Origin of the sequence: Lentilactobacillus kefiri, assembly GCF_009739535.1 — a bacterium.
Taxonomy (GTDB): Bacteria; Bacillota; Bacilli; order Lactobacillales; family Lactobacillaceae; genus Lentilactobacillus; species Lentilactobacillus kefiri.
Map to the genome: position 1 here is coordinate 2,000,400 of NZ_CP029971.1, position 12,998 is coordinate 2,013,397.

The following is a 12,998-nucleotide window of genomic DNA, read 5'->3' on the forward strand; positions in this document are numbered from 1 at the left end:
AAATTTGATAGTATAGCTTTAGATGGTTTGGAATGAAAAATTTATTTTTGTTTCGAACCTTTTTATTAAAATCAATTTTTAAAAATACATTAATTAAGGTGATAATTTAATGAATCCTGATAATTTAACTGAAGCAGTTACCCAAGCCATTTCACAGGCTCAACAAATTGCCGCCACCCGTAAGCAGCAAAACATTACGGTTGCCCATCTATTTAAGTTTTTAGTTCAGCCTGGTGAACTGGCAAGGGAAATCTATTCCCAGTTGGGGCAGAATCTGGACGACGTCAATTCGGAGCTGGACTCTGAAATCGACGAGATTGCCACGGTTGAAGGCAGTAATATCAAATATGGTGAATCTCTGTCATCCAACCTGTATCAACTCCTTCAAAATGCCGAACAGATTAAAAATGAATTTGGCGATACCTATATTGCGGTTGATACATTAACGATTGCGGTTATGCAGCTGCACGGCGATAAGTTTGCCGATTATCTGGCTGGCCAGGGAATCACTGAGCAGAAGGTCCGCAACGTGGTTGAAAAAATCCGTGGCGGCCAAAAAGTCACGACCAAGAATCAAGAGGACAGTTACCAATCACTTGAAAAATACGGAACCGATTTGGTTCAAGCTGCCCGTGATAATAAATTAGGGCCAATCATTGGCCGAGACGAAGAAATTCTGGATGTTATCAGAATTCTATCGCGAAAAACGAAGAACAATCCGGTCTTAATCGGGGCTCCCGGAGTTGGTAAGACTGCTGTCGTTGAGGGATTGGCGATGCGGATTGCGTCCAACGACGTTCCCGAAAACCTGAAAAACAAAACCATTTTTCAATTAGACATGGGGTCACTCATTGCCGGCGCGAAATATCGTGGTGAATTTGAAGAACGTCTTCAGGCCGTTTTGAAAGAAGTTAAAAAGGCCGAGGGTCAAATCATCATGTTCATCGATGAAATTCACAATATTGTTGGTGCCGGAAAAGCAGAAGGCAGCATGGATGCCGGCAACATTTTAAAGCCGATGCTTGCCCGTGGCGAACTCCATTTGATTGGTGCCACCACGATTGATGAATATCGGAAATACATGGAAAAAGATAAGGCACTGGAACGAAGATTTCAGCGGGTAATGGTGCACGAACCATCCGTTGAAGATACGGTCACGATTTTGCGTGGCTTGTCCGAAAGTTTGGAAATTCACCATGGTGTTCGAATCCATGACAACGCGTTGGTAGCGGCCGCAAAACTGTCCGACCGGTACATCACTGATCGGTATTTGCCTGACAAAGCAATTGACCTGGTTGATGAGGCTTCGGCTGAAATCCGGGTTGAAATGAACTCTAGTCCAACCGAACTTGATCAGTCCAAGCGCCAAATGATGCGGTTGGAAGTCGAAGAAGCTGCTTTAAAGCAGGAGACTGATGAAGCTTCCAAGAAACGCTTGAAAGAAGTTGTCAAAGACCTTGCCGATATCAAAGAAAAGGTTAACAAGCTAAATGCCAGATGGTCTCAAGAAAAAGAAGCCATTAAAAAGATTTCTGATAAAAAGAAGCAACTTGATCAAGCAAAGAATGATTTAAAGCAGGCTGAAAATGCCTATGACTTGAATAAGGCAGCCGTTCTTCAACATGGAACAATTCCACAACTGGAAGCCGATTTGAAGAAGCTGGAAGATAATGATCAGCATTCGGATTGGCTGGTCAGTGAATCAGTTACCGCCAACGAGATTGCGGCGGTTGTCAGCCGTGAAACCGGTATTCCGGTCACCAAGTTGGTTGAGGGAGAACGTAAGAAGTTGCTTCATTTGGCCGACAATTTGCATAAACGAGTGATTGGTCAGGATGCAGCGGTTACTGCCGTCTCAGATGCCGTTATTCGGTCGCGTGCGGGCTTACAGGACCCAAGCAAGCCATTGGGTTCATTCCTGTTCTTAGGACCTACTGGAGTCGGAAAAACCGAATTAGCCAAGGCATTGGCAGAAGACTTGTTTGATTCTGAAAACCACATGGTTCGAATTGATATGTCTGAGTATATGGAAAAAGAATCTGTTTCTCGTTTGGTTGGAGCTGCTCCCGGTTATGTCGGCTATGAGGAAGGCGGCCAACTGACTGAAGCTGTCCGGCGTAATCCATATACAATCGTGCTTTTTGATGAAATTGAAAAGGCTCATCCGGACGTCTTCAACATTTTGCTACAAGTTCTTGACGATGGTCGTTTGACGGATAGTCAGGGTCGGACAATTGACTTTAAAAATACGATTTTAATTATGACATCTAACTTGGGATCAGACATTTTACTGGATGGTACCGATGAAAACGGCGTGATTTCCGATGATGCCAAGAAAAAGGTCAATGAGTTGTTGAAGGCGTCATTCAAGCCGGAATTTCTGAACCGGATTGATGATGTGATTACCTTTACACCACTCACAAAAGCAGATATTGAAAAGATCGTTCAGAAGTTGATTAACGAGTTGTCACAACGGACAAAGGCTCAAGACATCAAGCTCTCAATTTCCGATGAAGCCAAACGTTGGATTGCCAACAATGGTTATGAACCTCAATATGGGGCACGACCGCTTCAACGATATGTCACCAATGTTGTCGAAACCCCACTTGCCAGGATGATTGTTGCCGACGAGATTAAGCCGCACAGCGAAGTTCACATCAATCTTGACGGTGATAAATTAACGTTCACCCCCGAGCAGTTGTCGCCAGACACCCAAATTTAGCTCGGTCATTATGATTTAGGAGGAATGGGTGTGCCAAACAATTACATGATTCCCACAAACAATCGAACTCACTTGGCAGTGGCCGTTTTTCCGACAACCCGTCCCAAGGGTATCGTTCAAATGATTCATGGCGCCTTGGAACACAAGGAAAGGTACTATGAATTTGCCCAATTTTTGAGTGACCACGGCTATATCGCGGTGGTCTCAGATAATCGCGGTCATGGTGCGTCAATTTCAAAGGATGATCCATGGGGAATAATGCGCAGCATCCCCCAATTGATCGCCGATCAGGTCCGGATAACCAACTTTATTAAGGAAAAATATCCCCGTTTACAGGTCAGCTTATTTGGCCATTCTTTCGGGTCAATTTTGGCGCGCTTATATCTTCAAAAACACGATAATGAGATTAACGCGGTGGCCCTCACCGGAACAGCAAATTACATTCCGGTCGTGCCACTTGGCTTATTGATCGGCAAAGCTTTTTTGAAGATTTACCCTGAGACTGCCAAATGGACATTTCTTTCGAAACTATCTGGATTGGCTCCCGGTGACCATTCGTGGCTCAGTTACGATCGGGAAAACATCCGCCAAGTTAGTCAAGATCCCTTAATGATGGATGAATATCCCGTTAAAAGCTTGGTGACTTTATGGGAAGGCGACTTTGAGCTTAAGCAGACCCGCCATTTTCACTGTACCAACCCGCATTTACCGATTATGAGCTTGGTAGGTGCCGAAGATAAATTTAGTGGTGGTGAAAAAGGGTTGGCTGACACGGTTGGAACACTGAAGAAAATTGGCTATCAAAAGGTCATCAGTATCCGTGAACCTCACATGAAACACGAAGTCCTTCAGGAAACCAAACGCCAGGTCGTTTTCGATCGGCTGCTCAAGTTTTTTGAAATTCATCAGTAAGTAATATTTGAAGATAATAAAAAGGCTATGACAAGTATTTGCCATAGCCTTTTAACATTTCATAAAAACACTAATCTTTTGATTTACTTGATGATGCTGAATCCTTGCTGATCAGATAAATACCGTTCACGGCAATAAATGCGGTGATAGCGGCAGCAATTCCGACTTGGGAAGGATCCCATGCGCGGACTTCAAGGGCGGAACCTATGTAACCGATGATTTCTCCGAAGATATAAGCCCATAATACAGCTACGATATTTGAAGCAATAAGTTTCATGTTTAACGCCACCTCACAATCAATAGCATTTTAGCATATATTTTGTGAAAAATCATCAATTATTTAATTTTGAATTGCTAATGCGGCGTCGATTAATTTGGTATAATTTCATATAGAGAAAGAAGGGCAATACTGTGAGTTACGTTCCATTACAAGTCATCAGTTCCTATAGTTTACTGCAAAGCCCAATTCGAATTTCGGAACTAATTTCCGAGGCAAAGGATCGAGGATACAAGGCCCTGGCGTTGACGGACCTCAACGTTATGTACGGCGCTGTTGAATTCTACGATGCTTGTTCGAATGCGGGTATTAAGCCGTTGATTGGATTGACCTTACAGCTGCCCGGACTGATTTTAAGCGATCATCATTATAATTTAGTGATGCTGGCCAAAAATCAGCAGGGGTATGCCAATCTTGTGAAGTTATCAACGTTGAAAATGACGCTTCCGGAGCTGGCTGTTTCCCAGTTGAAAAAATATTTAAACAATCTGGTTGTGATTTTACCGCCGCTTGCCGAAATGAACGCCCTTTTACTGCAGGGCCGTTCCGATGATGCAGCAGCACTGATTGAGCAACTCAAATCCCTGGGCATTGACAAAGGTGCTTTAAAAATTGGGGTTGATTACCATTCCTCTGACAGTCTGATCGACATGCTTGGCAAGCTGGCGGCCGATGAGCAGGTCCCTTTAGTAGCCGATTCACCAGTCGACTACATCGATGCGACCGATTATTTTCCAATGCAGGTCTTGAAAAACATTGCCGCGGGAACAAAGATTGCCAACGTTGCGGAATTAAGCAAACAAGTGGGTCCATATTGGCTGCGACCGGCAGATCAGGTAGAAGCCGAGTACCGCCAAATTCATTTAACTGATTCGATTACCCAAGTTGATAACATTGTCGCTGCATGTAACGTTGAAATTAAAAAACAACAGCCCAAGCTGCCTCAATTTGATACGCCAAACGGGATTGATTCGGGTACCTATCTTCGTCAACTTTGTGAAAAGGGGTTGGCTGATCGCTTAACCAAGAATAAAATTAAGGATTCAACGCCTTATAAGCATCGTCTGGATCGGGAGCTGTCGGTTATTCACTCAATGGGCTTTGACAATTATTTCCTAATTGTGTGGGACGTTATCAATTTCGCCCACCAGACCAATATCATTACTGGTCCTGGACGGGGATCGGCTGCCGGATCGCTGGTTGCCTACGTTTTAACGATTACTGACGTTGATCCGATTAAATATAATTTATTGTTTGAACGTTTCTTGAATCCGGAACGGGTTCAAATGCCGGATATTGATTTGGATATTCCGGATGATAAACGTGATGAAGTGATCCAGTATGTCCACCAAAAATATGGTCATAAGCGGGTGGCCCAGATTATCACATTTGGAACTTTGGCCGCCAAGCAATCAATTCGGGATGTCGGCCGGGTATTTGGCTTGAACACGACTCAACAGGATCAATGGAGTAAAGCGATTCCCAGTGCATTTCACGTGACGCTGCAGGATGCCTACGATAATTCTCAGCGATTGAAAAATTTGGTTGCCGATGGTCCTTTGAATCAAGCGCTGTACGAAACTGCTCGAAGCTTGGAAGGTCTACCGAGACATTATTCAACTCACGCTGCTGGACTGGTGTTGAGTGATAATCCACTGGTTGACTTGGTTCCACTGCAAAATGGTAATGAAGGCCTGCTGATGACCCAGTATTCCAAGGACTATGTTGAATCAGTCGGTTTGTTGAAAATGGATTTTCTTGGATTACGAAACCTGTCGATTCTTGCGGATGCCCTGCATCAAGTGAAACTGACGACAGGTAAAGATTTGGATATCTCAGCTGTGCCCTTGGATGATGAGAAAACCATTCAGCTGTTTGCGGAAGGGAACACAACTGGTATTTTCCAGTTTGAATCAAACGGGATTCGAAGCGTTTTACGCCGACTGCATCCGGAAAGATTTGAAGATGTGGCCCTTGTAAATGCCCTGTATCGTCCCGGTCCAATGCAAAATATCGATGAAGTGGTTAAACGCAAAAATCACAATGAAGCATTGACGTATCCCGACGATAGTTTGGTGGAAATTCTTAAGCCGACTTATGGCGTCATCGTTTATCAAGAGCAGGTGATGCTGGTAGCCTCAAAGATGGCCGGCTTTTCACTTGGACAAGCCGATATTTTACGGCGGGCGATGAGTAAGAAGAAGCTTGGCGTCATGGAGCAGATGAAAGTTCTGTTTATGGACGGTTCCAAAAAGCGCGGCCATTCCGAGCAGGTTGCCAACAAAGTTTTTGACTATATCGAACGATTCGCCAATTATGGTTTTAACAAATCCCATGCCGTTGCATATACCAAGATGGCTTACGAACTGGCCTTTTTGAAAGTATATTATCCCGGCGAATTTCACGTTGCCCTGCTCAATTCTGTTAATAATAATTCAGTTAAGGTCAAAGAGTATTTATTGGACGCCAAGTCCATGGGGGTCAAAGTGGTTGGCTCAAATATCAATCAAAGTGAAGCGGACTTTACCTTTCAAAATGGCGAAATTATTTTTGGCCTTGATTCGATTAAGGGTGTTCGCCATGATATGGTCATTGACCTGCTTGCCGAAAGAAAGAAAAACGGGCCCTTCAAATCATTTCCCGACTTTTTAAGTCGGCTGGCAGATAAATATCGAAAAGTTGAACTCATTAACGCGTTAATTTATTCCGGCGCGCTGGATGTCTTTCCGTTTAACCGTTCTGAATTAATTGCGGCCGCACCGGAATTTATCAGTTCCGTTGAGTTGAGTGGTAATTCGATGAGTTTGTTTAAGGCACTGGAACCCAAGATGCCGCGAATGCCGGAAATGCCGTTGATGGATCGGCTGGAAAAAGAAAACGAATATCTTGGTGCCTATTTATCCGGTCATCCAACGGAACGGTTTGTGCCCCTGGCTAAACGCCTTAAGGCCCAAACAACCAATACGATGGCAGAAGGGATGAAAAATGTTTACCTGATTCTTTACGTCACCAAGGTGAAGATTATCAGGACTAAAACCGGTAAACAGATGGCATTTTTAGACGGAAATGATCAAGTGGGGGAGACCTCAATCACCGTCTTCCCTAATTTGTTTGCCAAAACCCAGTCCTGGCTTCACAAGGATTTGGTTATCCTCGTGAAGGGCAACGTTGAGAAAAATAATACGATTCAAATGGTTGCCAATGAGATGGAGCCGGCTGCCAATGCCCTACAAAATCTCAAGCGGACATCTGAAACCCGAAAATGGTACCTGAGAATTGACGGTAACCATGATAAAAACGCAATGTTTCACAAACTTGATGATTTAAGTCACGAATTTCACGGCCAGGTACCAGTGATTGTATTTGAAATGGAAACTAAAAAATCCTGGCAGCTGGATCCGGATTTATGGCTGAATCAAAGTGATACGCTTAAAGACCGTTTAATCACAATTTTTGGGCGAAATAATGTGGTTTATAAGTAATTTTTAGTTTATCTTTTAGTGAACAAAGTTAATTAGGTAAAGGCTTACATTTGCGGTGCACCTAACTTTTTGCCTTGTGGGGTTTTGTTAATTTGTTCATTTACACCCAAAATGTGGGCGACAACCCGCGTAAAAAGTGATAAAATACGGTTGAAATCTAAAAGGATACCGATGCGTCATTTAAAGTGTTTTACGATACTTTTAATAGTGTGTTGAGTGCCCAAAAACCGAAGGAGAGATTTTACTTATGAAGAAAACTAAGATCGTAAGTACATTAGGACCAGCAAGTACTGATGTCGAAACAATTACTAAGTTAATTGAGGCTGGGGCTAATGTTTTCCGATTTAACTTTTCACATGGTGACCACCCTGAACATCTTGATCGTATGAACAAGGTTCACGAAGCTGAAAAGAAGACTGGTAAGACTGTTGGAATTATGCTTGATACTAAGGGTGCTGAAATTCGTACCACTGTCCAAAAGGACGGCAAGATCGAATTCCACACTGGCGATGTATTCCGCATTTCAATGGACGCAAGCCTTGAGGGTACTAAAGATAAGATTGCTGTTACTTACCCAGGACTCTTTGACGATGTTCATGAAGGCGGTCACGTTCTTTTTGATGATGGTTTGTTGGACACTGTTGTAACTAAGAAAGATGCTTCTAACAAAGAATTAGTTGTCACTGTTCAAAACGATAGTGTTCTTGGATCACGTAAAGGTGTTAACGCACCTGGTGTTTCAATCAACTTACCTGGTATCACTAAAAAAGATTCAGATGATATTCGTTTCGGTTTGGATCACGACATTGATTTCATTTCTGCATCATTCGTTCGTAAGGCTCAAGATGTTTTGGACATTCGTCAATTGCTTGAAGAAAAGCATATGGAACATGTTCAAATCTTCCCTAAGATCGAATCACAAGAAGGAATCAACAACTTTGATGACATCATCAAGGTTTCAGATGGTTTGATGGTTGCTCGTGGTGACATGGGTGTTGAAATTCCAGCTGAAAACGTTCCGTTGGTACAAAAGACTTTGATCAAGAAATGTAACCAACTTGGCAAGCCAGTTATCACCGCTACTCAAATGCTTGATTCAATGCAGGAAAACCCACGTCCTACTCGTGCCGAAGCTTCTGATGTTGCCAATGCCGTCTTTGATGGTACTGATGCAACAATGCTGTCTGGTGAAAGTGCTAATGGTGACTATCCTGTTCAATCAGTACAAACTATGGCTCGAATCGATGTTAAGGCTGAAAACGCATTTAGCGAATTTGGTACTCCACGTCCAAAATTCGACTCAAGTGATGTTACTGAATCAATTGGTGATTCAGTTGCCCGTGTTGCTAAAGAATTAGGCATCCACTGCATCGTTGCAGCTACCCGTTCAGGCTACACCGCAAAAATGATTTCCAAGTATCATCCAGATGCTGACATCCTTGCCATCACATTTGACGAACGTACTCGTCGTGGTTTGATGGTTAACTGGGGTGTTCACCCAATCTTGGTTGACGAAGTTAAGAACACTGATGACATCTTTGAATTAGCTTCAAAGAAGGCTCTCGAAACTGGTTTAGCTAAGGAAGGCGATTTAATTATCGTTACTGCCGGTGTTCCAGTTGGTGAAAGTGGTACTACTAACTTGATGAGAGTTCAATTGATCGGTTCAAAGCTTGTTCAAGGTCAAGGTGTTGGTGACAAGACTGTTATTGGTAAAGCTGTTGTTGCTAAGAACGCTGCAGATGCCAAGAGCAAAGTTACTGAAGGCAGCATCCTTGTAACTAAGTCAACTGACAAAGAATATCTTCCAGCTATCGAAAAGGCTAGCGCCGTTGTTGTTGAAAACGGTGGTTTGACTTCACACGCAGCTGTTGTGGGTATCTCAATGGGTATTCCAGTTGTTGTTGGTGCTAACGATGCTACTACTAAGATTTCTGACGGTGAATTAATCACTGTTGATTCACATCGTGGTATCATTTACCATGGTGCTTCATCATCAATCTAAATTTAATTCGTGAGTGATCACGACTAATAATGACAGGTCCGGGCGGTTAATCCGTCCGGACCTGTTTGTTATTATTGTCCTGCGGTCGAAATTTAGTCTGAAAACGTGTAAAATAAGAGCAAGATGGGTTTAGATCGGAGATAAGCATGAATAATATACTTGCACAAGTGGTAACCGGTAAGGTTATCGATGAAAATGATAAAGATTATTATGTTCAAATTGAAGGAGAAACTTTTCTCCTCGATAAAACTGAAGTTAAGAAGCCGTTGAAAATTGGTGCTACTTTTACCGGTTTCACTTATGAAAATGAACAGCATAAAATGCAGATTACCAGAAATATTCCCGATATTAGACGGGATCATTATGGATTTGCGACAGTTGTGAAGGAAAAATTTGGCTTGGGTGTTTTTGTCGACATCGGGCTTCCCAACAAAGATGTTGTGGTTTCAATTGATGAGCTCCCAACTGTTCGTTCATTATGGCCTCAAGATGGTGATAAATTATTGATTGATTTAACAGTTGATAAAAAGAACCGGATTTGGGGACATTTGGCCGATGAAGAAATTTTCGCTGCAATTGCAAAACCAGCTAAAGACGATTTGCAAAATAAAAATTTGAAAGCCAGAGCTTATCGGTTGAAGATTTCCGGTACCCGTTTATTGACCGAAGATTACAACTTGGCGTTTTTACACCCAGATGAGCGCCTGATGGAGCCACGATTGGGTCAGGAAGTTGATGCTCGAGTTATTGGCATGTTGCGTGACGGCAGTGTTAACATTTCCACAAAGCCACGGGCCTATCAAGAAATCGGTGAAGATGCTCAAATGATTTTGGCAGCTATCGAACATACCGATGAAAAGCAGCTTGATTTCAGTGATAAAAGTACGCCTGATTCCATTAAGGAGTACTTTGGAATTAGCAAGGGTGCTTTTAAACGGGCATTGGGACATCTGTTAAAAGAGCACTTGATTGTTCAAGAAGATGGCCATATTTCGTTAAAAAAGTAGGTTTTTAGATGCATGAACAAATTGAGGACTACCTTCATTATTTGAGAGTTGAACGTGGACTTTCAGAAAATACGATTAAAAGTTATCGGCAGGATTTGGAAGAAGCCGGTGCTTTTTTTGACAAACATGCAGGAACAATCACCAAGGTTGACCAGTTTGTTATTCTCAATTTTTTGGAGAGTCTTCAAAAGCAGAATAAAGCTCGAAACACGATTATTCGGGAAGTATCGACTTTGCGCCGATTCTTTCAGTATTTGGTGCAGTTTCACGTCATTAAAGACGATCCGATGCTCAAAGTTGATTCACCCAAAAAAGCTCAAACGCTTCCTGATGTGTTGACGGTTGCCGAGGTCAACAAATTGTTGTCCATGCCGGATGTTCACAAGAAGTTGGGAATTCGTGACCGGGCAATTTTAGAAACCTTATATGCGACCGGTTTGCGGGTCAGCGAATTGGTGAATTTAAAGCTTGGGGATCTTCACCTACCAATGAATCTGTTACAAACCATTGGGAAAGGCGATAAAGAACGGATTATTCCGATTAGTGACGTTGCCATTAATTGGTTGAATCATTATCTGAAAACGACCCGGGTTCAATTGTTAAGCGGTAAGTCCAACACCGAGTATGTGTTTTTGAACGCCCATGGACGCCGTTTAACCCGTCAGGCAATCTGGCAAATGATTAAGAAATATGTCAAGCAGGCGGGCATTAAACGCCATGTAACCCCGCATACTTTGCGGCATTCGTTTGCAACGCATTTGCTGGAAAACGGTGCCGATTTGAGAATCGTGCAGGAATTATTGGGGCACTCGGATATTTCCACTACCCAGATTTACACCCACGTTTCCCATAAGCATTTGACGGAAGTCTATAATAAGTTTCATCCTAGAGCATAATTAGTGAGGCTAGATAAATGTTATATCAATACCGAAAAGATTATGAAAAAGTCACAATGGGCCTGTTCTCATTGGTTTCCGAACTTCAAAATATGGATTTGGTTGCCCAGGAAATGAACTGGTACGCCAACAAGGACAACCGGCTGATTTATTTATGGCGCGATCCTTCCAATAATTGGTCCGGCTTGGTCGGAATCGAACTTCAAGGCGACCAACTGTTGGTTCACCAACTCGTCTTAACGCCCCAGAGCATCAGTCAGGGCAACTACAACCGCATTTTTGATGATCTACAGGATCTTTACCCCAAATATAAAATTGTGGTTGGATTTGATAATCGAGAACCTTGGGAAAAATGGGAGAACACAACCAATCATGCCTGAATCAAAGCAGCTTGAACTACATTTAAATGATTTCGATGGGCCGCTGGAAGTTCTCCTGCACTTGATTCAAGAGTCGAAGATGGATATCTATGATATTCAGATTTCGAAAATTACTGAGCAGTATATGCAGTATATTTATGATGCTCAACAGTTGAACCTTGAAATTGTCGGTGAGTATTTTGTCATGGCTGCCAAACTAATGGTAATCAAATCAAAAATGTTGCTGCCAACGATTTCTGATGACCAGTCTGACGAGGAACAAGCCGATCCACGAGAGGAACTGGTTTCTCAACTGCTTAATTACAAGCGGTACAAGATGGTTGCAGCCGACATCAAGAAGCGTGAGATGACCCGCCGGGAAAGCTTTACCCGTTCAGAATTGACCGTCCCGCCAACCAAAGAAGAGCTGATCCAGCCTTCACCATTTAATAGTGGCGACATCATGGCCAGTTATGTGGATGCCTTAAAGCACTTTAAATACAATCAACCCATGTCCACGGTTATTCATGAGTGGCAGTTTACGATTCAGGGTCAAAGTCAACGCATTCGACAGCTGCTCAATCAACACCATGAGCAACTTTCCTTTGACAAGTTGGTCAGCCATTCATCCCAGACTGAAGAAATTGTGACTGATTTTCTGGCAATTTTGGAAATGGCTAAATACAACGAAGTTCGATTGGATCAGCCAAATGTTCAATCAGAAATCACAATTCGAAAGGGGCCGGGATACGTTGATCAGTAATTTAGCAAAAATTGAGGCGCTCTTGTACGCATCCGGTGATCAGGGCATCACACTGCGACAAATTTCTCAACGGACGGCTTTGACGGTTGCCGCATGTCGACAGCTGCTGGAAAAAATCATTGAGAAGTATACAAATGACGAAGACAGTGGCCTCAAAGTATTTGTAAGTGATAATGTCTACCGATTGGGCACCAAAGAGCAATTGTCCGAACTTGTGGGCGACTACGTGAACGATGCCAAACCACGAGTTTTATCCGAAGCCGCACTGGAAACAATTTCGATTATTATGTATAATCAGCCGATTACCCGAATTGAAATTGATCAGATCCGTGGTGTTAACAGTTCGGCTATTCTTCACCGCTTGGTTAACCAGGATTTGATCGAAGTCACGGGTGTCAAAGAAGAGGTTGGAAATCCTAAGCAGTATGGGATTACCAATTTTGGATTAGACTATTTTGGCTTGAAATCATTAAAAGATCTGCCGCCGTTGCCGAAGGACGAAGTCTTGGATGACGACACCAGCGATTCATTATTGACACGTTTCAACAAGGAAATTGATAAAGAAAATTAAGAGG

10 protein-coding genes are annotated in these 12,998 nt (G+C 42.8%); 9 read left to right on the forward strand and 1 reads right to left on the reverse strand.

Annotated elements, in window-relative coordinates; translation table 11 throughout:
- Positions 1 to 109 precede the first annotated feature (109 nt).
- Together clpB and DNL43_RS09520 are read left to right on the forward strand one after the other, a co-directional pair.
- Positions 110 to 2,722: an ATP-dependent chaperone ClpB gene (gene clpB / locus DNL43_RS09515; RefSeq protein ID WP_057962842.1), complete on the forward strand. Its 2,613-nt coding sequence runs from the start codon at positions 110 to 112 to the stop codon at positions 2,720 to 2,722.
- Between the two features lie 30 nt (positions 2,723 to 2,752).
- A complete protein-coding gene (locus tag DNL43_RS09520) occupies positions 2,753 to 3,634 on the forward strand; it encodes an alpha/beta fold hydrolase (RefSeq protein ID WP_095344832.1) in 882 nt (293 codons plus the stop codon).
- Between the two features lie 70 nt (positions 3,635 to 3,704).
- Here DNL43_RS09520 and DNL43_RS09525 read toward each other — a convergent pair whose 3' ends face one another.
- Complete coding sequence (locus DNL43_RS09525; RefSeq protein WP_057962840.1) at positions 3,705 to 3,911, reverse strand: DUF2929 family protein; 207 nt, start codon at positions 3,909 to 3,911, stop codon at positions 3,705 to 3,707.
- A 134-nt stretch (positions 3,912 to 4,045) separates the two neighbouring features.
- On the opposite strand from DNL43_RS09525, the gene dnaE reads away from it, so the two are divergent.
- The 7 genes from dnaE (at position 4,046) to scpB (ending at position 12,994) form a co-directional block, all read left to right on the forward strand.
- The gene (gene dnaE / locus DNL43_RS09530) at positions 4,046 to 7,393 is read left to right on the forward strand and encodes a DNA polymerase III subunit alpha (RefSeq protein WP_057962839.1); all 3,348 of its coding nucleotides are present in this window, start codon (positions 4,046 to 4,048) and stop codon (positions 7,391 to 7,393) included.
- A 247-nt stretch (positions 7,394 to 7,640) separates the two neighbouring features.
- Positions 7,641 to 9,398, forward strand: a complete 1,758-nt coding sequence (gene pyk / locus DNL43_RS09535; RefSeq protein ID WP_054768893.1) for a pyruvate kinase — start codon at positions 7,641 to 7,643, stop codon at positions 9,396 to 9,398.
- 146 nt (positions 9,399 to 9,544) lie between these two features.
- Entirely contained in the window at positions 9,545 to 10,405 is an 861-nt protein-coding gene (locus tag DNL43_RS09540) for a CvfB family protein (protein ID WP_057962838.1), read from the forward strand.
- Between the two features lie 8 nt (positions 10,406 to 10,413).
- A complete protein-coding gene (xerD, locus tag DNL43_RS09545) occupies positions 10,414 to 11,301 on the forward strand; it encodes a site-specific tyrosine recombinase XerD (protein ID WP_057962837.1) in 888 nt (295 codons plus the stop codon).
- 17 nt (positions 11,302 to 11,318) lie between these two features.
- Positions 11,319 to 11,681 carry a hypothetical protein gene (locus DNL43_RS09550; RefSeq protein ID WP_054768892.1) on the forward strand — a complete coding sequence of 121 codons (363 nt, stop codon included), beginning with the start codon at positions 11,319 to 11,321 and terminating at the stop codon, positions 11,679 to 11,681.
- Entirely contained in the window at positions 11,674 to 12,423 is a 750-nt protein-coding gene (locus tag DNL43_RS09555) for a segregation and condensation protein A (protein WP_054768891.1), read from the forward strand. The genes DNL43_RS09550 and DNL43_RS09555 overlap by 8 nt, the downstream gene beginning before the upstream one ends.
- Complete coding sequence (scpB, locus tag DNL43_RS09560; protein ID WP_054768890.1) at positions 12,413 to 12,994, forward strand: SMC-Scp complex subunit ScpB; 582 nt, start codon at positions 12,413 to 12,415, stop codon at positions 12,992 to 12,994. Before DNL43_RS09555 ends, scpB begins: the two co-directional genes overlap by 11 nt.
- The last annotated feature ends 4 nt before the right edge of the window (positions 12,995 to 12,998 follow it).

Excerpts from the sequence above, each read along its gene's own strand:
- DNL43_RS09550 (WP_054768892.1), top strand. The coding sequence starts at position 11,319 with ATGTTATATCAATACCGAAAAGATTATGAAAAAGTCACAATGGGCCTG.
- pyk (WP_054768893.1), top strand. The coding sequence starts at position 7,641 with ATGAAGAAAACTAAGATCGTAAGTACATTAGGACCAGCAAGTACTGAT.
- DNL43_RS09555 (WP_054768891.1), top strand. The coding sequence starts at position 11,674 with ATGCCTGAATCAAAGCAGCTTGAACTACATTTAAATGATTTCGATGGG.
- clpB (WP_057962842.1), top strand. The coding sequence starts at position 110 with ATGAATCCTGATAATTTAACTGAAGCAGTTACCCAAGCCATTTCACAG.
- DNL43_RS09540 (WP_057962838.1), top strand. The coding sequence starts at position 9,545 with ATGAATAATATACTTGCACAAGTGGTAACCGGTAAGGTTATCGATGAA.
- DNL43_RS09525 (WP_057962840.1), bottom strand. The coding sequence starts at position 3,911 with ATGAAACTTATTGCTTCAAATATCGTAGCTGTATTATGGGCTTATATC.
- xerD (WP_057962837.1), top strand. The coding sequence starts at position 10,414 with ATGCATGAACAAATTGAGGACTACCTTCATTATTTGAGAGTTGAACGT.